Genomic DNA, 20,208 nt, shown 5'->3' on the forward strand with positions numbered 1-20,208 from the left:
CCATCGGTTCACCCGTTCACCCGTTCCACGCAATTCGCGCATCCACGGTTGACTGATCGGAGATCAGAGATGAACGAGCACGTCGTAGGGAAGCTGGACAGACGAGGGTTCCTGGCCGCGGCCGGCCTCACGGCCGCGGGCGCCGCACTGGCATCGGTGGGCGGGCAGGCCTTCGCGGCCGGACGGCCGTCGGCCGCGGCCGCCGGGGCCTTCGCCGTCCCGTGCGAGACCGTCCGGCACACCCGGACCTGGATGGCGTGGCCCGACCGGACCTCCATCTGGGGCAACAAGCTCTCGGGGGTGCAGGCGAACATCGCGCTCATCGCGAAGACCATCGCGAAGTACGAACCGGTCGTGATGCTCGCCAACCCGGCGAGCGTCTCCAAGGCGAAGAGTGCCTGCGGGACGTCGGTCACCGTCATCAGCTCGATCCCCGTCGACGACTGTTGGATCCGTGACACCGGCCCGGTGTTCCGCACCAACGGGGCGGGCGGCCTGGACGCGTTCGGCACCAACTTCAACGGCTGGGGCAACAAGCAGAGCCACGCCAAGGACGCCCTGGTGGCGGGCCGTGTCGCCGCTTACGCCGGAGTGGCGTTCGGCACCACCTCGTTCGTCGGCGAGGGCGGCTCGGTGGAGACGGACGGCGCCGGCACGCTCATGGCCACGCGCAGTTCCCTCATCAACTCCAACCGCAACCCCAACATGAGCCAGGCGCAGCTGGAGGCGGGCATGTGCGCCGCCTACGGCGCGTCCAAGGTGATCTGGTTCAAGGGCATCTCCGGCCAGGACATCACCGACGACCACGTCGACGCCACGTCCCGGTTCCTCGAAGCGGGCAGGGCCCTGGTCCAGATGCCGCTGGCGAGCGACAACGACATCTGGGCCAAGGACGCGCGCGAGCAGTACCAGATCCTGTCCACCTCCACGAGCGCCCAGGGCAGCCCCATCGCGGTCACCAAGCTCCAGGGCCCCGACTACAACAAGATCCGCTCCACGAACCCCGACTTCGTGGCCTCGTACGCCAACTACTACGTGTGCAACGGCGCGGTGATCTCCTCGCAGTTCGGTGACACCCGGGCCGACGCGGCGGCCAAGGCCACCCTCCAGCAGCTCTTCCCGGGCCGGGTCGTCGTGCAGCTCAACACCGACAGCCTCGGCGGGGGCGGCGGCGGCATCCACTGCGTGACCCAGCAGCAGCCGGTCGCGTAACCGCTCCCCCACCCGTCCGGCCCCCCGCTGTCCGCGGGGGGCCGGTTCCGTTCCTGCGGGACCGCGGCCCCACGGCCCTACGGGGCGACGTCGTCCCAGGCCATCGCGCTCATCCGCCAGCCGTCGGGCGTCCGCACGTACTGGGTGGTCTTGTGCCCGGAGCCCTCGAACCAGGTTCCGTCGAGGTATCCCGACTTGCGGTACTCGCTGAACCGGTGCGCGATCGAGCCGAAGACCTCGGTCCGCTCGGCGACCTCCCATTCGCGGAACTCCGTCAGCGTCCCGTCGGTGAGGATCTTCTCCCGCGGCTCGATGAAGCCGTCGAGGTCGTAGATCACGGGGTCGCCCCCGATGTTCTTGATGATCATCCCCTGGGAGATGAACACCTCGCGGACGGCGCCCAGATCCGGCCGCCCGCCTCCGGCATTGGTGAACGCGCCGAGGAAGACACCCATCAACCGGTCCAGCTCGGCCTTGACTTCGGACACGCATACCCTCCCGAGGGCGAAGATTCCCGGCCGATCTTCGCCTACCCCCGGGCACGAGGGCAATGGCCCGGTACGGCCAGGGCCCGGAAACGCAAAAGACCCCAGCCGAAGCTGGGGTCCTGCTGGTGTCCGAGGGGGGACTTGAACCCCCACGCCCGATAAAGGGCACTAGCACCTCAAGCTAGCGCGTCTGCCATTCCGCCACCCGGACCAGGTGGTCGGCCCCGGTTTCCCGCGGCGACATGGACAACAATAGCAAAGGTTCGGCGGGGTTCCGACCAGGTATTTCGCCCGGGCCGAGTTCGACGCGCCGCGCTGACCTGCGGGCATGCCCGGGACACGGGTCGGCGGGCAGAGCGAGACGGAGCGTCTCACTACTGAGCGCCGGCCTTGGCGCGCTCCCCCGCGACCCAGTCCTCGTTGTACTGCCAGGCGTACAGGGTCGTGTCGGCCTCCTTGTAGGCGTAGTACAGCCCGCAGCGCAGGGTGGCCCTGCCCCGCGCGTCCTTCGGGAACCAGTCCGCCTCCAGCTCCACCTCCTTGGCGTTCGGGGCGGGCGCGGGCGTGCACGGCTCCGGGAGCTTGCCGTCCGGGAGGGTCGCCTTCAGCAGGCGCTCGCCGCCCGTGGTCTTCATGGAGTACTCGACCGACTCCGCAGCGTCCGGGAGCCAGCGCGGGACGGAGGCCCGCTTCTCCTTCGCCTGGGCGCCGGTCGCGTACGCGCCCGTCTCCTGGTGCCGGTTCTCGATCCAGCCGTTCGCGGCGGGTACGGCGATCGCCGCGGCGGCTCCGAGGACCACGACGGCTCCGACGGTGGTCAGGACGACGGTCTTGCGGCTCATGTGACGGTTGCTCCTGTTGACGGCGGAATACGTGATTCCATGCTCCGGGTCGCGGGCCGCGGAGACGTCAGTCATTCGGGCGGGATTCGCCTCCCTCTCAAGTCGCACGCCCCCGAGGGCTCCCGGATGCTGATACCGGCTGGACACCAGGGTGCCGAGGCGATCGGATGGGCGCCGCACGTTCGAGTCCAGGGGGGAATCACGTATGGAATCCGAGCATCGCGTCAGCACGCTGGAGCTCTTCTTCGACCTCGTCTTCGTCTTCACCATCACCCAGCTGACGGTGCTGCTCGCGGACGACCTCACCCTTCGCGGCGCCGGGCGGGTGCTGCTGATCTTCACGGTGCTGTTCTGGATGTACGGCGGCTACGCGTACCTGACCAATCAGGTACCGCCCGACCGGCCCGTGCGCCGCGTGCTGATCCTGCTCGCCATGGGGGCGTTCCTGGTGTGCGCCCTGGCCGTGCCCACGGCCTTCGGTGACGGCGGGGTCGCCTTCGGTCTCGGCTACCTGGTCGTCGTGATCATGCACAGCGCGCTGTACAGCCAGGCCCACGGGCGCGGGGTGCTGTGGTTCGCGCTGCCGAACGCGCTGTCCGCGCTGTCGGTGACGGCCGCCGGGCTCTTCGACGGGGCGGCGGCCCTGGGGCTGTGGGCCCTGGCGCTGCTGTTCCAGTTCGTCACGCCGGCCATCTCGCGGCGGGCGGCGGCCACCGGGGACGACGCCGTCGAGGGGAAGACCATCGAGGACCAGCTCGGCGGGATCGGAGCCGCGCACTTCGTGGAACGGCACGGGCTGCTGCTGATCATCGTGTTCGGCGAGTCGATCATCGCGGTCGGCATCGGCGTGGGCTCACTGCCGCTGACCTCGGGGATCGTCGTCGGCGCGTTCCTGACGCTGGCCGTCGGGGCCGCACTGTGGTGGATGTACTTCGTGCGCGACGAGGGGCGTGCGGAGCACGTCTTCGCGAACTGCCCGCCGGACTGGCGTTTCAAGCTGGCGCTGCGCGCGTACTACTACTGCTTCATCCCGATGCTGCTGGGCATCGCCGCCTTCTCGGCGGGCGTCAAGAAGAGCATCGGGCACCTGGGCGAGCACCTTCCGGCCGGGCCCGCCCTCGCGCTCGCGGGCGGGGTCGCCTGCTACCTGGCCGGGGACGTCGCCTTCCGGCTGGTGCTGGGGATCCGGCCGGTACGGTTCCGGGCGCTCGCGGTGGTGCCCGTACTGGCGACCGCCGCGGCGGGCATGCGGATCGGTGCGGTCTGGCAGCTGACCGCTCTGGTCCTGGTGCTCGTGGCCGCGCTGGCGGCGGAGTCCCGCGGCGCGGGCCCCGGCGCGGATCCGACCGGGCCCGCGGCGGAGCCCGGGACGGAGCCCGAGTCCGAGCCCGCGACGGGCGGCGCCGCGGGCTCCGGCCCGGGTGTGGCCCCGGGTGTCACGGGCAGCTGATGACCTGGCCGGCGTAGGAGAGGTTGCCGCCGAAGCCGAAGAGGAGGACGGGCGCCCCGGAGGGGATCTCGCCGCGCTCGACCAGCTTGGACAGGGCCATCGGGATCGAGGCCGCCGAGGTGTTGCCGGAGTCGACGACATCGCGGGCGACGACCGCGTTGACGGCGCCGATCTTCGCGGCGAGCGGCTCGATGATCCGCAGGTTGGCCTGGTGGAGGACGACCGCGGCCAGGTCCTCCGGGGTGATCCCGGCCTTCTCGCAGACCTTGCGGGCGAGCGGGGGGAGCTGGCTGGTGGTCCAGCGGTAGACGGACTGGCCCTCCTGGGCGAAGACCGGCGGCGTGCCCTCGATGCGGACCGCGTTGCCCATCGAGGGCACCGAGCCCCACAGGACCGGGCCGATACCGGGCTCCTCGCAGGCCTCGACGACGGCCGCGCCGGCGCCGTCGCCGGTCAGGACGCAGGTGGTGCGGTCGCTCCAGTCGGTGATCTCGGTCATCTTGTCCGCCCCGATGACCAGGGCCCGGGTGGCGGCGCCGGCCCGGATCGCGTGGTCGGCGGTGGCCAGGGCATGGGTGAAGCCCGAGCAGACGACGTTGATGTCCATCACGGCGGGGCTGGAGCCCATCCCGAGCTTGGCCGCGACGCGGGCGGCCATGTTCGGGGAGCGGTCGATCGCGGTGGAGGTGGCGACGAGGACGAGGTCGATGTCGTCCGGGGTCAGACCGGCGTTCGCGAGCGCCTTGCCCGCGGCCTGGTAGGCCAGCTCGTCCACCGGTTCGTCGGGTCCGGCCATGTGCCGGGTCTTGATCCCGACGCGGGACCGGATCCACTCGTCGTTGGTGTCCACCATGGCGGCGAGGTCCTCGTTGGTGATCACCTTCGAGGGTTGGTAGTGCCCTAGCGCCACCACGCGTGAACCGGTCATGGGCGGGGTCCCCCCTTGTAAGGCAGTCAGGATGTACCAGCTTTGCCTGCTACTGATGGGTACAAGGGCGCGTGACCCGACAGGATTCAGTGCCCGGAATTTGGAGCTTCCCGAGGGTCCTCCAGCGGGGGAAGGTGCCCGAAGCGGATCCGGGAGAATGAATGCTCCAGGCGCAGGACAAGTCTGCCGCCGCCAGAAACAGATGGACTGATCACATGGGACGGGTCACCGAACGCCGTCGCGTCATCCGGATCCGGAACGGCGTGGCGGGGGCCCGGGCGGACACCCTGGTGGCCGAGGAGCCCCTGGAGATACGGCTGAACGGCAAGCCGCTGGCCATCACGATGCGTACCCCGGGTGACGATTTCGCCCTGGCCGTCGGCTTCCTCGCCAGCGAGGGCGTGCTCGCCTCGGCGTCGGACGTCCGGGCCGTGACCTATTGCGAGGGCGCCGCCGAGGACGGAACGAACACCTACAACGTGGTGAACGTACAGCTCGCCGCCGGAGTTCCGGTGCCCGACATCACGCTGGAGCGGAACGTCTACACCACCTCCTCCTGCGGCCTGTGCGGGAAGGCCAGCCTGGACGCGGTGCGCACCGCGACCCGCTTCCCGGGGCTCGCGGACGATCCCGTACGGGTGGGCGCGCGGCTCCTCGGTGAGCTGCCGGACCGGCTGCGCGCGGAGCAGAAGGTCTTCGAGCGCACCGGCGCCCTGCACGGCGCCGGGCTGTTCTCGGCGGGGGGCGAGCTGATCGACGTACGGGAGGACGTGGGCCGGCACAACGCGGTGGACAAGATCGTCGGGCGAGCGCTGCAAGCCGGGCGGCTGCCGCTGGCGGGCTCGGTCCTGCTGGTGTCGGGGCGGGCCTCCTTCGAGCTGGCGCAGAAGGCCGTGATGGCGGGCATCCCCGTACTGGCGGCGGTCTCCGCTCCGTCCTCGCTCGCGGTGGACCTGGCCCTGGAGTCGGGGCTGACGCTGGTCGGGTTCCTGCGGGGCGGGGACATGAACATCTACGCGGGTGAGGAGAGGATCGACCTGACGGAGTGAGCCGCGGGTCGGCCTGACGGCGTGAGCCGCGGGTCGGCCTGACGGCGTGAGCCGGGGGTGGCCGGGCGCCGACGGGGCGGCGGGGGCCGTCGCGCGGCCCCCGCCGCCGCCCGTGCGGGCTACTTGCCGGCCAGGTGCCCCGCGCCGGTGTGCGGGGTGCCCGCCGGAGCCTTGACGGTCTGGCTGTACGGGTTGTCCTTGGACGCGGGCTCGATCTTCTTCGCGGCCACGTGCGGGGTGCCGGCCGGGGCCTCGACGGTGCGGCTGTGGGCCGAGCCGTCCTTGGCGGTGCCGTTGCCGTTGTCCGCGGCGTTGGCGGCTCCGCCGAGGGCGAGCGTGGCGAGCAGGGCGGCGGCGGAGACGGCGGCGATGCGCTTGTTGAGCTTCATGAGGGGCTCCCTGGTGTTCGGGGTGGTGTGGCTGACACCCAGAACCTAGAAGAACCGGACATTTCCTCGCTCTAACGCTTTCCGCCCCCGCACCCCCTCCGTCCTTACGGCGCCCCGATCAGCGCTTGCGGCGGCCGCGGCGGGAAGCGGGCTCGGCCGGCTTCGGTTCCGGGGGGTCGATGCGGTGGAGGTCGAGGGTCGCCGGGAGCGGGGTGGCCCCGGGGCCGCCCGCTTCGGCCCAGGCGATGATCTCGTCGGTGGCGGTGTCGTCCAGGGCCCAGCCGAACCAGACCGCACGGGCGCCCCGGCGGCGGGCCTCGGTGGTGGGCTGGACCACGATGACGTTGGCCTGCGCGCAGGGGCCGAGGCAGTCGGTCGTACGGACGGCCAGGCGCCCTTCGGAGGCCGCCGCGGCCTCGCGCAGCCGGTCCAGCTGTCCCGCGTGGTCGGTGCCGGGGTTCTTGCGGGGGTCGCCGCAGCAGCAGCCCCGGCAGACCACCAGGGTGCAGGGGCGCGGGGCGTGGGCGGAGAGCGGGCGTATCCAGGTCACCGCCGCACGTTACCGGGCCTGCGGGACCGGGTGTTGAGGGGTGTGCGAGACCTCCGCCACATGTCCGGCGGCGCGTTCGGGCTGCTCGGTGGCCTGTGGGGCCTGCGGGGCTTGCGGGTCCCGTGCGCGGCGGCGGGCGAGTACCGCGCAGACCATCAGCTGCATCTGGTGGAAGAGCATCAGCGGCAGCACGGCGAGGCTCGCCTGGGCTCCGAACAGCACGCTGGCCATGGGGAGTCCGGCGGCCAGGCTCTTCTTCGACCCGGCGAACTGGATGGCGATCCGGTCCTCGCGGGTGAATCCGAGGCGCTTGGCCCCGTACCAGGTGGCCGCCAGCATCACGGCGAGGATGACCGCCTCCACCGCCATCAGCCCGCCCAGGCGCGGGAGGCTGACCTGGCGCCAGATCCCCGCGACCATGCCCGCGCTGAAGGCGGTGTAGACGACGAGCAGGATCGAGCCGCGGTCGACGTAGCCGAGGACCTTCTTGTTGCGGACGAGGAAGCCGCCGACCCAGGGGCGCAGCGCCTGGCCGAGGAGGAAGGGCAGGAGCAGCTGGAGGACGATCTTCACCAGCGAGTCGAGGGAGAAGCCGCCCGCGCTGTTGCCGAGCAGGCCGGCGGCGAGGAGGGGGGTCAGGAAGATGCCGACGAGGCTGGAGAAGGAGCCCGCGCAGATCGCGGCGGGAACGTTGCCGCGGGCGATCGAGGTGAAGGCGATGGAGGACTGGATGGTCGAGGGGACCAGGCAGAGGAAGAGCAGGCCGCTGTAGAGGGGTGGCGTGAGCACGGTGGGGACCAGAGCGTGCGCGGCGAGGCCCAGGAGGGGGAAGAGGAGGAAGGTGGAGGCGAGCACGGTGAGGTGGAGCCGCCAGTGGCGCATGCCGTCGAGGGCCTCGCGGGTGGAGAGCCGGGCGCCGTAGAGGAAGAAGAGCAGGGCCACCGCCGCGGTGGAGGCGGCCTCGGCCACGGAGGCGGCCGCGCCGCGGGCGGGCAGCAGGGCGGTGAGGCCGACGGTGGCGAGCAGACCCATGATGAACGGGTCCACGGGGAGGTGCGGGCGGCGCATGGGGAGGCTCACTTGCTGAGGGGGGACTCGACGGATTCCCCTTCATTCTCGGGGTCGGGGCGGTGATCGGGAAACCCGTACACCGCACTCACTGTCATCACGGAATGTGATGAGCGGGCGTAGGGTGAGGGGTATGTACGACCCCGTTCAGCTGCGCACCTTCCTGACCGTCGCCCAGACCCTGAGCTTCACGCAGGCCGCCGCCCGGCTCGGCGTCCGCCAGTCCACGGTCAGCCAGCACGTGCGCCGGCTGGAGGAAGCCACCGGCCGGCCCCTCTTCCTGCGCGACACGCACAGCGTGGAACTCACCGAGGACGGCGAGGCGCTGCTCGGCTTCGCCCGCTCGATCCTGGAGGCGCACGAACGCGCGGCGGCCTTCTTCGCGGGGACCCGGATCCGGGGCCGGCTGCGCTTCGGCGCCTCCGAGGACTTCGTGCTGACCCGGCTGCCGGAGATCCTGGAGGCCTTCCGGCACGAGCACCCCGAGGTGGAGCTGGAGCTGTCCGTGGAGCTTTCGGGGACCCTGCACGAGCGGCTGGACGCGGGGCGGCTGGACCTCGTACTCGCCAAGCGGCGCGGGGACGGCGACGAGCGGGGCCGGCTGGTGTGGCGGGACCGGATGGTGTGGATCGGCGCGGAGGGGCTGCGGGTGGACCCGGACCGGCCCGTTCCGCTCATCGTCTTCCCGCCGCCGGGGATCACGCGGGCGCGGGCGCTGGACGTGCTGCAGGCGGACGGGCGACCGTGGCGGATCGCCTGTACGAGCGGCAGCCTGAGCGGCCTGATCGCGGCGGCCCGTGCGGGGCTGGGCGTGATGGCCCACACCCGTGGACTGATCCCGCCGGGCCTGGTCCGGGTCGGTGGCCTCCCGGACCTCGGCACGGTCGAGTTCGCCCTGCTCCGCGGCCCCCGAAGCTCCGCCGCCGCGGAGGCCCTGGCCGCAGCGATCCTGTCGGGCGCGGACCGCCTCACACGGGCCGCGTAACCGGGGGCGAAGCCGGGAGCAGCGCAGCCGGGGACCGCGAAGCCCGGATCCGGACGGTTCGTCGCCCGGTGGTCCGGTCCCCGGGCCGGTCGCTTTCGGATCTCGCCGGAGGGTCGTCCCGTGCCCGCACCGAGTCTCGGTGTTTCCCCGCGCAGCCGCGCCGACCGCTCGACGACGGACGCGGCGCGCTCCGTACCGAAGAGTTGGGCTTCGATCACGTCGCGGTCGGGAACCGTCTCCTGGACAGCGGATTCGGCCTCGGCACCGACCCGCTCGTCCTGCTGTCGGCCGCCGCGGGCGCCGCGGGCCGCCTGCGGCCGCTGACGTCCGTGCGCGTCGCGCCGTACTACCCGGCGCTGCTGCTCGCCCATCAGGCCGCCCCACTGCGGCGAGCATCGCCGACGAGTTGGGACTGCTCGCCGAAGCGGGGCTCACCGCCTGCACCCTGTGGCTGCCCGTCGCGGCCGGGGACCTCGGGGAGGCCATGGAATGGATCGCGGCCGAGGTCGTGCCGCGGCTCCCCTGACCTGGGAACTCCAACGGCCGCCGGGGCGGATCTGCCGCCGCGCCGAATGTGCCGCCGCTCGGGGCGACGGGCGTTTAGGGTCGACGTACGCCAACCGGTCGCGGTGCGGCGGGAATTCGTACGCAACGTACGCAACGAGCACGACGAGCAGGGGGACGCACGTGAAGATCGCGGTACTGGGGACCGGTGAGGTCGGGCAGCGGCTGGCGGGGAAGCTGGTCTCGGTCGGGCACGAGGTCACGATGGGGTCCCGTACGGCGGACAACGCCGATGCCGCGCGGTGGGCTGCCGGGACGGGGGGTGGCCACGGGACCTTCGCCGATGCCGCCGCCTCCGCCGAGCTCGTCGTCAACGCGACCGGCGGGCTGGTCTCGCTCGCCGTGCTGGAGGCCGCCGGGGCCGGCAATCTCCGGGGCAAGACCGTCGTGGACGTCTCCAACGCGCTGGACTTCTCGGAGGGGTTCCCGCCCAGGGTGGTCACCCCGGACGGCCACAGCGTCGCCGAGCAGCTCCAGAAGGCGTTCCCCGAGGCGCGGATCGTCAAGACGCTGAACACCATGAACAACGCGGTGATGGTCGAGCCGAGCCGGGTGCCGGGCCACCACACCGTGTTCGTGAGCGGCGACGACGCCGACGCCAAGGCCGAGACCACCGCGCTCCTGCGCTCCTTCGGCTGGGCGCCCGAGCAGATCACCGATCTCGGCGACCTGTCGAGCGCCCGCGCCACCGAGGCCCTGATGGCGTTGTGGCTGCGCCTCTACGGGGTGCTCGGCCCGGTGGACTTCAACCTCTCCGTGGTCACGGCCCGGGATCTGTCCTGAACGCACCGCTGAGGAGGTCTTGTGGAGGTCTTCCTTCCGTGATCACTGGCGGGTAGGCGTGGGATAGCGTCGCCGCGCCGTACGGAGAGGAGCGGGCCTTGCAGGAGATCACCGTCCCACCCGTCGTCACGGGCTCACCCGTCGGCGGCCTCGCCGATGCCGTCTTCCTGCACGCCCGCGAGGACCCCGGCCGGGTCGTGCTCGGCCGCAAGTCGGACGGGGTCTGGGGCGACGTGACCTCCGGCGAGCTGGCCTCCGAGGTGCTCGGGCTCGCCAAGGGGCTGCTGGCGCAGGGCATCCGCTTCGGGGACCGGGTCGCGATCATGTCCCGTACCCGGTACGAGTGGACGCTCTTCGACTTCGCCCTGTGGGCGATCGGCGCCCAGCCGGTCCCCGTCTATCCCTCGTCCTCCGCCGAGCAGGTGCACTGGATCCTCTACGACTCCGGGTGCACGGCCTGTGTGGTGGAGGACGAGGACCAGGCCATGACCGTCGGATCGGTGATCGAGCGGCTGCCGCGGCTGCTCCGGCTGTGGCAGCTGGACGCGGGCGCCGTGGACGGGCTCGTCCGGGACGGGCTCCAGGTCTCCGAGGACGTCGTGCACCGGCACCGGAGCGCGGTGACGCCCGACGCGACGGCCACCGTCATCTACACCTCGGGGACCACCGGCCGCCCCAAGGGCTGTGTGCTGACGCACGCCAATTTCATGTTCGAGGCCGACACGATGGTGACCCGCTGGGAGTCCGTCTTCCAGGCCCGGCCCGGCGAGCAGCCGTCCACCCTGCTGTTCCTGCCGCTCGCCCACGTCTTCGGGCGGATGGTGGAGGTGGCGGCCGTCCGCGCCCGGGTGAAGCTCGGGCACCAGCCGGTGCTGGCGGCGGCCGAACTGCTGCCGGACCTGGCCGCGTTCCGGCCCACGTTCGTGCTCGGGGTGCCGTACGTCTTCGAGAAGGTCTTCGCCGCCGCCCGCCGCAAGGCCGAGACCGAGGGCCGGACGGGGCCCTTCGACCGGGCGGTGGACACGGCCGTACGGTACGCGGAGGCGCGCGAGCAGAAGGCGTTCGGTACCGGGCCCGGGCCTTCGGCGAAGCTGCGCATGGAGCACCAGCTGTTCGAGAAGCTGGTGTACGGGAAGGTCCGCGAGGCGCTGGGCGGCAGGGTGCGGTACGCCATGTCCGGCGGCTCCGCGATGTCGCGCCGGCTGGGGCTGTTCTTCGACGGCGCCGGGGTCACGGTCTTCGAGGGCTACGGGCTGACGGAGTCCTGCGCGGCGGCCACGGCGAACCCGCCCGGGGCCATCAAGTACGGCACCGTCGGGCAGCCGATCCCCGGCGGTACGGTGCACATCGCCGACGACGGGGAGATCTGGCTGTACGGAGCCCACGTCTTCTCCGGGTACCTCAACGACCCCGATGCCACGGAGGCCGTCCTGCGGGACGGCTGGCTGGCGACGGGGGACCTGGGGCGTCTCGACGCGGACGGGTACCTCACGATCACGGGGCGCAAGAAGGAGATCCTGGTGACCTCCAACGGCAAGAGCGTCGCGCCGGCCGCCCTGGAGGAGCGGGTCCGCTCGCATCCGCTCGTCTCCCAGTGCGTCCTGGTGGGCAACGACCGTCCGTACATCGCGGCCCTGCTCACCCTGGACATGGAGGGGGTCGCGCACTGGATGGCGATGCGCGGCCGCCCCCGGCTGCCGGCGGCGGAGCTGGTGCTCGACCCCGATCTGACGGCGGAGGTCCGCCGGTCGGTGGTGGCGGCCAACACCCTGGTCTCCCAGGCCGAGTCGATCCGCACGTTCCGCGTGCTGGCCGAGCAGTTCACCGAGGAACGGGGGCTGCTGACTCCCTCGCTGAAGCTGAAGCGGCGGGCCATAGAGAAGGTCTACGCCAAGGAGGTGGCGGCCCTCTACCAGTCCTGACGCGCGCCACCGCCGCGCTGCGACGCGATCACGCCGACGGTCCGAACCGTTACCTGACGGGCCGTCACTTTACTTGTCGTTGATATTGACGATGCGTCAGGTCACGCACAGAATGCGGGGATTCCGACCGGAGGGGATCCACACATGTTGCGACCGATCCGCACCCTGGCCGCCGCGGCAGCGGCGCTCGCGCTCGTCTCCGCCTGCAACTCCGCCTCCAACAGCGCCTCCCCCGACAAGCCGGGAGTGGCCGGCGGCAACTCCCGCGGGGTGACCGCCGACTCGATCAAGGTCGGCGGCATCGTTTCGATGACCAGCGCCAGCGGCTACAGCAAGAAGGACACCGACCTCGGGGCCAAGGCCCGCTACGCGAGAGCCAACGCCGAGGGCGGGATCAACGGGCGCAAGATCGACTACATCGGCGCCGAGGACGACGGGCAGGACCCCGCCAAGAACCTGGCGGCGGCCCGCAAGCTCGTCCAGCAGGACAAGGTCTTCGCGGTCTCCCCCATGAGCTCGGTCACCTTCACCGGCGCCGACTTCCTGGAGCAGGAGAAGGTGCCCACCTTCGGCTGGGGCACGCTCCCCTCCTTCTGCGGCCCCAAGTACATCTACGGGTTCAACGGCTGCCTCGTCCCCACCCCCGGCGGCACCATCAACCAGACCTGGCCCGAGGGCATCGGCCAGGTCCTCGGCGGCGCCGCGGGCAAGTCGGTCGCGATCATCGCCAACGACAGCGACGCCGGAAAGTTCGGCGTGCGCACCTTCCAGCAGGGCTTCACCAGCGCCGGCTTCAAGGTCTCCTACGCCAAGGCCTCGGTGCCCGGCACCGCCGTGCCGAGCGACTGGTCGGCGTACGTCAAGGAGATCCTGGAGAGCAACGGCGGCAAGGCCCCGGACGCGGTCGTGTCCGTCATGCAGACCCCCAACAACATCGGGCTGTTCACCTCGCTCAAGCGCAGCGGGTACAAGGGGCTGCTCTCCGACCCGACCGACTACGACCCGGGTCTGCTCGCCAAGGACGCCACCAAGATGGCCCTCGACGGCGTGCACGTCCTGCTCCAGTTCGAGCCGTTCGAGTCCACGAACCCGAAGATGGCCCAGTTCAAGGCCGACATCAAGGCCGCCAACGGCGGGCAGGACATCCCCCTCAACATGCACATGATGACGGGCTACATGTCCGCCGACCTGTTCGTGTCGATCGCGCAGAAGGCCGGCAAGGGCCTGACCGTCGAGTCCTTCCAGGCCGCCGCGCAGGGCTTCTCCGACACCGGCACCCTCGTCGGCGACCGTGCGGAGCCCAAGGGCCAGAAGGACAGCTTCGGCTGCGGGGCGCTTGTCCAGCTGAAGAACGGCGCGTACGAGGTCTCCGTACCGTTCAAGTGCTACGAGCCCATCCCCTTCAAGTAGGGGCAAGGGAAACCGAATGGGAGATCTGCTCGCCTTCGTCCTGAGCGGTCTGGTGTCCGGCGCCCTGTACGCACTGCTCGCCACCGGGCTGGTGCTGTCGTACTCGGCGTCCGGGCTGTTCAACTTCGCGCACGGGGCCACCGCCTACCTGTGCGCGCTCACCTTCTACGAACTGCACTCCGGACTCGGCTGGCCGGCCGTCCCGGCGGCACTGCTGGTGGTCCTGGTCCTGGCGCCCGGGCTCGGGTGGGCGCTGGACCGGCTGATGTTCCGGCGGCTCGCGCAGGTCGGCGAGACGGCCCAGATCGTGGCCACCATCGGGCTCCTGGTCGCCCTGCCGGCGGCCGGGCTGTGGGCGGTGGAGCTCCTGACCGACGCGGGAGCGCCGCTCAAGCCCGCGGAGAACCAGTTCGGGCTGCCGGGGGTGGGGCCGAGCCCCGCCACGTCCTGGCAGCTCACCGCGGACGTGGGCATCGACTCCGACCAGCTGATCACCTGGGTGGCCACGGCGCTGGTGGCCGTCGCCCTGTGGGTGCTGATGCGGCACACCCGGCTGGGGCTGCGGCTGCGGGCCGCCGTCGACAACCGCTCGCTCACCGAGCTGCGCGGGATCGACGCCGACCGGCTGTCCTCGGTGGCGTGGATGATCGCCTCGGGGCTGGCCGGGCTGGCGGGGGTCCTGGCGACTCCGCTGCTGGGGCTGTCCGCGCACGATTTCACGCTGTTCCTGTTCGTGTCGGCCACGGCGGCCGTCATCGGACGGTTCGCCTCCGTCCCGCTCGCCTTCGCGGGCGGGCTGGGGCTCGGCGTCCTGCAGAACCTGGTCGTCGGCTACGCGTCCTTCGCCGACTCCATCACCGGCTTCAGGACGGCCGTGCCCTTCCTGATCCTGTTCGGCGGGCTGCTGGTGCTCACCCGGCGGGCCCGGGCGGCCGGGACCGCCGCCGTCGACGTGGCCTCTCCCGACCATCTGGCCGGGGCCCCGTGGGGGCGGCGGTGGGGGGTGTGGGCCGTGGGCGCGGTACTGCTGTGCACGGCCTTCTACACCGTGACCACCCCGTTCTGGAGCGGGCTCCTCGCCCAAGGGCTCGCGCTGGCCCTGGTGTTCATGTCCTTCACCGTGGTCACCGGGCTCGGGGCGATGGTGTCCCTGGCCCAGGGCACCTTCGTGACCGGGGCCGCGCTGGTGGCCGGACTGCTGATGAGCCGCGGGTGGCCGTTCTTCGCGGCGCTGGCGGTCGGCACCTGCGTGGCCGCCGTCCTGGGAGCACTGGTCGCGCTGCCCGCACTGCGGCTCGGCGGGCGCTCCCTGGCCCTGGCGACGCTGGCCCTGGCCTTCCTGGCGGACCAGGTGCTCTTCCAGATGCGGTGGCTGCGCAACGGGGACTCCGGCTGGTCGATCCCGCGGCCCGTCATCGGACCGGTGGACCTCTCCGACGACCGGGCACTGGGGGTGGCGCTGGTCCTGCTGGTCGCGGCGGTCGCCGCCGGGCTGAGCGCGCTGCGGGGCTCCCCCTCGGGCCGGGCGATGCTCGCCGTACGGTCGGCTCCCGCGGCCGCGATGGCCTCCGGGGTGTCCGTGCTGCGGACGAAGCTGCTGCTGTTCACGCTGTCGGCGGGGCTGGCCGGGTTCGGGGGCGTGATGTACGCCTCGTACAACACCCGGATCACCGCCACCGACTTCACGGCGATGACCGGGCTGGTGTGGCTGGCGGTGGTCGTAGCGGCGGGTGTGCGCAGGCCGCAGTACGCGGTGGTGGCGGGGCTGGTCTTCGCCGTCGCTCCGCGGGTGATGGCGGACTACGTGACGGAGTCGGCGCACCTGCCGGTGATCCTGTTCGGGCTGGCGGGGTTGGCCCTGGCCAACGATCCCGACGGGTACTGCGCGGCGGTGCCGGTGCGGCGGGCCCGGCGGCGGGCGGGTTCCGCGGCCGCGGCGGGCGCCTCGGCCGGGGCCGTGCCCGCGGCCCGGGGCGTCGGCAAGGCCGAGGTCGAGGCCGCAGTCGTTCCCGCGGCCCGGGTGGGCGGCGGAGCCGGGGTGGGCCCTGCGGGGCTTTCCCCCACCCCGCCCCTTCCCGAAACCGGGGCTCCGCCCCAGACCCCGGCCCTCGAACGCCGGGCGGGCTGGAATTCAGCCCCGCCGGTGGGGAACTTGCCGCCCGCAGGGCAACCGTCCGCAGCCGGGCCGACTGCGAACCAGTCCGCTCGGGAACAGCCGGCCCGGGAACAGGCCACCCCGGCGGAGCCGCTCGCGGAGCCGCCCGCCCTGGAGCTGCGCGGTGTCACCGCCGGGTACGACGGGGGGCTCGTGCTGCACGGCGTGGACCTCGTCGTGCGGCGCGGCGAGATCCTCGCCGTGCTCGGGCCCAACGGGGCCGGGAAGAGCACCGCCTGCCGGGTGGCGGCCGGAGCACTGCCGGTCACCGGCGGGACCGTCCGCGTGGCCGGGCGGGACGCCACCCGCGACGGCGCCGTGGGCCGCTCCCGGGCGGGGGTGCTGCTCGCACCCGAGGGCCGGGGGATCTTCCCCTCGCTCAGCATCGAGGAGAACCTCGCCCTCTACCTGAGGGACCCGGGCGAACGCGACGCGGTCTACGACAGGTTCCCCCGGCTGCGCGAGCGACGCGCGGTCCCCGCCGGGTCGTTGTCCGGCGGCGAGCAGCAGATGCTGGCGCTCGCACCGCTGTTGCAGCGACCGCCCGGGGTGCTGATCGCGGACGAGCCCTCCCTCGGGCTCGCCCCGCGCGTGGTGGACGAGGTGTACGGGCTGCTCATGGAGCTCCGCGCCGCCGGCACCGCGCTGCTGCTGGTGGAGGAGAAGGCGGCCGAGATCCTCGGGATCGCCGACACCGTCGCCTACCTCTCGCAGGGCCGCGTCTCCTGGTGCGGACCCCGCTCCGAGGTGGAGGCGGACCGGCTGACCGAGGCCTACCTGGGGATGGCGACATGAGCGCGGGCGAAGCCCCGTACGAGGGGACGCACGAAGGGACGTACGTCCTGGAGGCCCGCGGCGTCAGTGTCCGGTTCGGCGGGGTCAAGGCGCTGACGGGCGTGGACCTCGGGATCCGGGCCGGCGAGGTGTGCGGGCTGATCGGGCCGAACGGGGCCGGGAAGACCACCCTGTTCGACGTGCTGTCCGGGATCCGGCGGCCCGACCAGGGCCGGATGCTGCTCGACGGGGTGGACGTCACCCGGCGCTCCCCCGTCTGGCGGGCCCGGCACGGGATGCGCCGGACCTTCCAGCGCCAGCAGTTGTTCGGGCAGCTCAGTGTGGCCGACAACGTCCTCGTCGCGCAGGAGTGGCGGGGCGGGGGCGGCGGTTTCGCCGCCGATCTGGTCGCCTCGCCCACCCGCCGCCGCCGCGAGCGGGAGCGGCGGGAGCGGGCCGCGCGCGTGCTGGCCGACTGCGGCATCGGCGCGCTCGGGGACGCGTACGCCGGCGGTCTGCCGGTGGGGCGGGCCCGGATGGTCGAGCTGGCCCGCGCCGTGGCCGATCCGCCCCGGGTGCTGCTCCTGGACGAGCCCGCGTCGGGCATGTCCGCGCCCGAACGCGAGCAGCTGGCGGCGGTCGTGCGCCGGCTCGCCGAGGAGGAGGGCTGTGCGGTGCTGCTGGTCGAGCACAACGTCGCCTTCGTGATGGACCTCTGCACCCGGGTGGTGGTCCTGGACCTGGGCACCGTCCTCGCCGAGGGCACGGCCGCCGAGGTACGGGCCAACGCGCTGGTCCGGGAGGCGTACCTGGGGGCGTAGGACCTCCACGCTCCTGTTCCCGCCGTACGGATTCACCCGTACGGCGGGAATAGGCCACGCCGGGGCCCGGTTGTCGCCGGTCGTACGGGCCTGCCCGCCGGCGCCCGTACGACCGGCAGTCAGCACCCGCACCAGCGACGACCAGAGGGAACGACCGACGTGAACCAGGTCCCCGGCATCAAGCTCAACAACGGCACGCTCATGCCCCAGCTCGGCTACGGCGTCTGGCAGGTTCCGGACGCCGAGGCGGAGCAGGCCGTCCGGACCGCGCTGGAGGCGGGCTACCGCAGCATCGACACGGCCGCCATCTACGGCAACGAGGAGGGCACCGGCAAGGCCATCGCCTCCGCCGGAGTGCCGCGCGAGGAGCTCTTCGTCACCACCAAGCTGTGGAACGGCAAGTCCGAGACCTGGGGCCGGGACAACGTCCTGCGCGAGTTCGACGCCTCGCTCGCCAAGCTGGGCCTCGACGAGATCGACCTGTACCTGATCCACTGGCCGCGCCCGATGCGCGACGACTTCCTCGCCATCTGGAAGACCTTCGAGGAGATCGCGCAGAGCGGCCGCGCCAAGGCCGTCGGCGTGTCCAACTTCCGCCCCGCCGACCTGGAACGGCTCGGCGCCGAAAGCTCCCTGGTCCCGGCCGTGAACCAGATCGAGCTGCACCCGCTGCTCCCCCAGGGCGAGCTGCGCGCCCTGCACGCGCGCCTGGGCATCGCCACCGAGGCCTGGTCCCCGCTCGGTCAGGGCAAGGACCTGCTGACCCTGCCCGCCGTCACCGCGATCGCCGCCAAGCACGGCCGCTCGGCCGCGCAGGTGGTCCTGCGCTGGCACCTCCAGCTGGGCAACGTCGTGATCCCCAAGTCCGTGACCCCGGCGCGGATCCGGGAGAACCTCGACGTCTTCGGCTTCGAGCTGGACGCCGAGGACGTGGCCGCGCTGGACGCGCTCGGCGCGGGTGGGGCGGGCCGCCGGATCGGTCCCGACCCGGCCGAGTTCGACTACTGAGCCGCCGGTGAGCGAGCCGACGAGAGGGACGAGGGCGCCCGACGGCGTCTACCGGATCCGCAATGCCGCCAGCGGGCTGCTGCTCCAGGTGGAGGGCGGCAACCGGGTCTGGGTCGGGCCGGACGGCGAACCGGCCGCGGCCCGGCAGTGGGAGATCACCCCGGTGCACAGCGGCGGCGGGATCTTCCACCTGGTCAGCGTCCACAACGGCAAGCGGCTCGACGTCGCGAACGCCTCGACCGAGAGCGGCACCCGGGTCCAAGTGTGGAAGGCGAACGCCTTCGGGGCGCAGGAGTGGGTCGTGGAGGAGCACCTCGACGACCCCGGCGTGGTCTCGCTGATCGCCGCGATCAGCGGTCTGCCGCTGGAGGCGGACGCGGAGGGCCGGGCCCGGCAGTGCGAGGACACCGACTCCCCGGCGCAGTGGTGGCGCCTGGAGCCCGCCTGAGGACGGGGCGGGGGCGGGGGGCGGTGACCCGTCGCCTCTCCGCCCGCCCTGCCCACGCCCTGCCCTCGCCCTGCCCCCCGCCCGTCAGGTCCGTACGAAGGCGTGCAGCCGGTACGTCGGCTCCGCGCGCGGGGTGTCCGGTCCTGGCAGGAGTTCCAGCCGGTCCGCGAGTGCGCGCGGGGTGATCCCGCGCGGGTGGACCCGGGAGGCGTACCGCCCGGCGAGCAGTGCTTCCGCGGCCCCGCGCGGGGTGCGGCCCTGGCCGTGGCCGGTGAAGAGGGCTTCGCCGGCGGGGCGCAGGCCCACCGCGGCCGCATGGCCGGTGACGGCCTGGACGGAGTCGGCGGGGGTCGCGGTGAGGTGCTCGGCGAGCACCGCGTCGATGTCGCTGCCCACGTCGTGGGCGGCGTCCTTGTCGACGGTGGTGACGAACACCCCGCCGGGCCGCAGCACCCGCCCGGCCTCGGCGATCACGGCGGCCACCAGGCCCGGTGAGCGCAGCAGGTGCAGCAGCCAGACCGCGGTGACCGCGTCGAGCGAGCCCGTGCGGAAGGGGAGCCGGGTCCCGGAGGCGAGGAGCACCGGGATCCCCCGGGAGCGCGCCATGGCGGCCATCCCGTACGAGGTGTCCGCGCCGAGGACCCGCAGCCCCGGGCGGGCGGCGGCGATGCGGGTGGTGACGATGCCCGTGCCGCAGCCGAGGTCGAGCAGGGTGAGGGTGTCGGGCGGGAGCAGGCCGAGGACCGCCGCGGCGGCGGCCTCGGCGCGCGGGACCCCGCCGCGGGTGGCGTCGTAGGCCTCGGCTTCGGCGTCGTAGTCGAGGAGCGGTCTCTGCGTGGGCACGGACATCGGCGGAGCTTTCGGCATCAGGCGGCGCCGTGGGCGGGGGCCAGGGACTCGACGCGCTCGGCGAGGGTGAAGTCGGCGTCGGTGACGGCGTCTCCGGCGTCGTGCGTGTTCACCGAGAGGCGGACGGTGTTGTAGCCGAGGGTGAGGTCGGAGTGGTGGTTCAACTCCTGCTGCACACTGGCGATATGGCTGACCAGCGCGCTCGCCGCGAAGTGGCTGCCCAGCCGGTAGGTGCGGATGATCCGGTCGTCCTCGAAGGCCCAGCCGGGGAGTTCCCGCAGCCGGTCCTCGATCTCCTTCTGCGAAAGCGGCTCTCTCGACATCCGCAGGCTCCTTCCCCGTACGTGTCTGCCCGATTGACCTGACGTGGAGTCAAGGTTCCCACAGCTCAGGCTTGAGGGAAGGTTTCGCGCCATAGTGCGTGCGGGTACTTCCGTGCCTTCCGTGGCCCGCGCGCCACCCCTATGCTCCTGCGCCGGACGTGACTGTTACCGCCGGTAATACCGTCGGGTG

At 72.4% G+C, this 20,208-nt stretch carries 19 protein-coding genes, 1 tRNA gene and 1 pseudogene; 12 read left to right on the forward strand and 9 right to left on the reverse strand.

The features are described 5' to 3' along the window. Nucleotides 1-69: 69 nt before the first annotated feature. Nucleotides 70-1,212, forward strand: coding sequence for an agmatine/peptidylarginine deiminase (locus OG898_RS34455; protein WP_266962468.1), 1,143 nt, complete (start codon nt 70-72; stop codon nt 1,210-1,212). Nucleotides 1,213-1,289: 77 nt separating this feature from the next. On the opposite strand, the gene OG898_RS34460 is transcribed toward OG898_RS34455, so the two are convergent. From OG898_RS34460 to OG898_RS34470, 3 genes are all read right to left on the reverse strand, one after another. Beyond that, nucleotides 1,290-1,667, reverse strand: coding sequence for a DUF4440 domain-containing protein (locus OG898_RS34460; RefSeq protein ID WP_284716150.1), 378 nt, complete (start codon nt 1,665-1,667; stop codon nt 1,290-1,292). Between the two features lie 156 nt (nt 1,668-1,823). After that, a tRNA-Leu gene (locus OG898_RS34465) sits at nt 1,824-1,911 on the reverse strand. 163 nt (nt 1,912-2,074) lie between these two features. Then, nucleotides 2,075-2,542 carry a hypothetical protein gene (locus tag OG898_RS34470; RefSeq protein ID WP_266962471.1) on the reverse strand — a complete coding sequence of 156 codons (468 nt, stop codon included), beginning with the start codon at nt 2,540-2,542 and terminating at the stop codon, nt 2,075-2,077. A 205-nt stretch (nt 2,543-2,747) separates the two neighbouring features. Here OG898_RS34470 and OG898_RS34475 point away from each other — a divergent pair, with 205 nt between their 5' ends. Beyond that, nucleotides 2,748-3,992, forward strand: a complete 1,245-nt coding sequence (locus OG898_RS34475) for a low temperature requirement protein A (protein WP_266962473.1) — start codon at nt 2,748-2,750, stop codon at nt 3,990-3,992. On the opposite strand, the gene OG898_RS34480 is transcribed toward OG898_RS34475, so the two are convergent. After that, a complete protein-coding gene (locus OG898_RS34480; protein WP_266962475.1) occupies nt 3,979-4,920 on the reverse strand; it encodes a beta-ketoacyl-ACP synthase III in 942 nt (313 codons plus the stop codon). The two genes, OG898_RS34475 and OG898_RS34480, sit on opposite strands and share 14 nt — an antisense overlap. Before the next feature lie 215 nt (nt 4,921-5,135). Between OG898_RS34480 and fdhD the strand changes: the two genes are divergently transcribed. After that, nucleotides 5,136-5,969 (forward strand): formate dehydrogenase accessory sulfurtransferase FdhD, encoded by an 834-nt coding sequence (fdhD, locus tag OG898_RS34485; RefSeq protein WP_250740704.1) that lies wholly within the window; start codon nt 5,136-5,138, stop codon nt 5,967-5,969. A gap of 119 nt (nt 5,970-6,088) precedes the next feature. On the opposite strand, the gene OG898_RS34490 is transcribed toward fdhD, so the two are convergent. From OG898_RS34490 to OG898_RS34500, 3 genes are all read right to left on the reverse strand, one after another. Then, nucleotides 6,089-6,358 carry a hypothetical protein gene (locus OG898_RS34490; protein WP_266962478.1) on the reverse strand — a complete coding sequence of 90 codons (270 nt, stop codon included), beginning with the start codon at nt 6,356-6,358 and terminating at the stop codon, nt 6,089-6,091. A gap of 118 nt (nt 6,359-6,476) precedes the next feature. Then, nucleotides 6,477-6,908, reverse strand: a complete 432-nt coding sequence (locus OG898_RS34495; protein ID WP_250740700.1) for a (2Fe-2S) ferredoxin domain-containing protein — start codon at nt 6,906-6,908, stop codon at nt 6,477-6,479. A gap of 9 nt (nt 6,909-6,917) precedes the next feature. Next, nucleotides 6,918-7,976: a bile acid:sodium symporter family protein gene (locus OG898_RS34500; RefSeq protein WP_266962731.1), complete on the reverse strand. Its 1,059-nt coding sequence runs from the start codon at nt 7,974-7,976 to the stop codon at nt 6,918-6,920. Between the two features lie 133 nt (nt 7,977-8,109). On the opposite strand from OG898_RS34500, the gene OG898_RS34505 reads away from it, so the two are divergent. From OG898_RS34505 to OG898_RS34540, 9 genes and pseudogenes are all read left to right on the forward strand, one after another. Further along, nucleotides 8,110-8,961: a LysR substrate-binding domain-containing protein gene (locus OG898_RS34505; protein WP_250740698.1), complete on the forward strand. Its 852-nt coding sequence runs from the start codon at nt 8,110-8,112 to the stop codon at nt 8,959-8,961. Between the two features lie 68 nt (nt 8,962-9,029). Beyond that, nucleotides 9,030-9,347, forward strand: a pseudogene (locus OG898_RS36440) (LLM class flavin-dependent oxidoreductase); the annotation flags it as partial. 301 nt (nt 9,348-9,648) lie between these two features. Continuing rightward, entirely contained in the window at nt 9,649-10,308 is a 660-nt protein-coding gene (locus OG898_RS34510; RefSeq protein WP_250740696.1) for an NADPH-dependent F420 reductase, read from the forward strand. A 98-nt stretch (nt 10,309-10,406) separates the two neighbouring features. Then, nucleotides 10,407-12,230, forward strand: coding sequence for a long-chain fatty acid--CoA ligase (locus OG898_RS34515; RefSeq protein WP_250740695.1), 1,824 nt, complete (start codon nt 10,407-10,409; stop codon nt 12,228-12,230). 144 nt (nt 12,231-12,374) lie between these two features. Further along, nucleotides 12,375-13,640, forward strand: coding sequence for an ABC transporter substrate-binding protein (locus OG898_RS34520; protein ID WP_266962482.1), 1,266 nt, complete (start codon nt 12,375-12,377; stop codon nt 13,638-13,640). Nucleotides 13,641-13,656: 16 nt separating this feature from the next. Further along, nucleotides 13,657-16,590 carry an ATP-binding cassette domain-containing protein gene (locus OG898_RS34525; RefSeq protein ID WP_266962485.1) on the forward strand — a complete coding sequence of 978 codons (2,934 nt, stop codon included), beginning with the start codon at nt 13,657-13,659 and terminating at the stop codon, nt 16,588-16,590. Next, on the forward strand, nt 16,587-17,390 hold the full coding sequence (locus tag OG898_RS34530) for an ABC transporter ATP-binding protein (protein ID WP_266962487.1): 804 nt from the start codon (nt 16,587-16,589) through the stop codon (nt 17,388-17,390). The genes OG898_RS34525 and OG898_RS34530 overlap by 4 nt, the downstream gene beginning before the upstream one ends. Nucleotides 17,391-17,549: 159 nt before the next feature. Further along, entirely contained in the window at nt 17,550-18,398 is an 849-nt protein-coding gene (locus OG898_RS34535) for an aldo/keto reductase (protein WP_308313407.1), read from the forward strand. Nucleotides 18,399-18,405: 7 nt separating this feature from the next. Continuing rightward, a complete protein-coding gene (locus OG898_RS34540) occupies nt 18,406-18,846 on the forward strand; it encodes an RICIN domain-containing protein (protein ID WP_250740687.1) in 441 nt (146 codons plus the stop codon). 84 nt (nt 18,847-18,930) lie between these two features. On the opposite strand, the gene OG898_RS34545 is transcribed toward OG898_RS34540, so the two are convergent. Together OG898_RS34545 and OG898_RS34550 are read right to left on the reverse strand one after the other, a co-directional pair. Beyond that, complete coding sequence (locus OG898_RS34545; protein ID WP_266962490.1) at nt 18,931-19,695, reverse strand: class I SAM-dependent methyltransferase; 765 nt, start codon at nt 19,693-19,695, stop codon at nt 18,931-18,933. 17 nt (nt 19,696-19,712) lie between these two features. Beyond that, the gene (locus OG898_RS34550; RefSeq protein ID WP_250740683.1) at nt 19,713-20,018 is read right to left on the reverse strand and encodes a 4a-hydroxytetrahydrobiopterin dehydratase; all 306 of its coding nucleotides are present in this window, start codon (nt 20,016-20,018) and stop codon (nt 19,713-19,715) included. Between the last annotated feature and the right edge of the window lie 190 nt (nt 20,019-20,208).

The sequence above is a fragment of the Streptomyces sp. NBC_00193 genome, assembly GCF_026342735.1.
GTDB lineage: Bacteria > Actinomycetota > Actinomycetes > Streptomycetales > Streptomycetaceae > Streptomyces > Streptomyces stoeckheimensis.

Excerpts from the sequence above, each read along its gene's own strand:
- OG898_RS34530 (WP_266962487.1), top strand. The coding sequence starts at position 16,587 with ATGAGCGCGGGCGAAGCCCCGTACGAGGGGACGCACGAAGGGACGTAC.
- OG898_RS34550 (WP_250740683.1), bottom strand. The coding sequence starts at position 20,018 with ATGTCGAGAGAGCCGCTTTCGCAGAAGGAGATCGAGGACCGGCTGCGG.
- OG898_RS34470 (WP_266962471.1), bottom strand. The coding sequence starts at position 2,542 with ATGAGCCGCAAGACCGTCGTCCTGACCACCGTCGGAGCCGTCGTGGTC.
- OG898_RS34525 (WP_266962485.1), top strand. The coding sequence starts at position 13,657 with ATGGGAGATCTGCTCGCCTTCGTCCTGAGCGGTCTGGTGTCCGGCGCC.
- OG898_RS34460 (WP_284716150.1), bottom strand. The coding sequence starts at position 1,667 with ATGGGTGTCTTCCTCGGCGCGTTCACCAATGCCGGAGGCGGGCGGCCG.
- OG898_RS34490 (WP_266962478.1), bottom strand. The coding sequence starts at position 6,358 with ATGAAGCTCAACAAGCGCATCGCCGCCGTCTCCGCCGCCGCCCTGCTC.
- fdhD (WP_250740704.1), top strand. The coding sequence starts at position 5,136 with ATGGGACGGGTCACCGAACGCCGTCGCGTCATCCGGATCCGGAACGGC.
- OG898_RS34545 (WP_266962490.1), bottom strand. The coding sequence starts at position 19,695 with ATGTCCGTGCCCACGCAGAGACCGCTCCTCGACTACGACGCCGAAGCC.
- OG898_RS34455 (WP_266962468.1), top strand. The coding sequence starts at position 70 with ATGAACGAGCACGTCGTAGGGAAGCTGGACAGACGAGGGTTCCTGGCC.
- OG898_RS34480 (WP_266962475.1), bottom strand. The coding sequence starts at position 4,920 with ATGACCGGTTCACGCGTGGTGGCGCTAGGGCACTACCAACCCTCGAAG.
- OG898_RS34505 (WP_250740698.1), top strand. The coding sequence starts at position 8,110 with ATGTACGACCCCGTTCAGCTGCGCACCTTCCTGACCGTCGCCCAGACC.
- OG898_RS34520 (WP_266962482.1), top strand. The coding sequence starts at position 12,375 with ATGTTGCGACCGATCCGCACCCTGGCCGCCGCGGCAGCGGCGCTCGCG.
- OG898_RS34475 (WP_266962473.1), top strand. The coding sequence starts at position 2,748 with ATGGAATCCGAGCATCGCGTCAGCACGCTGGAGCTCTTCTTCGACCTC.
- OG898_RS34500 (WP_266962731.1), bottom strand. The coding sequence starts at position 7,976 with ATGCGCCGCCCGCACCTCCCCGTGGACCCGTTCATCATGGGTCTGCTC.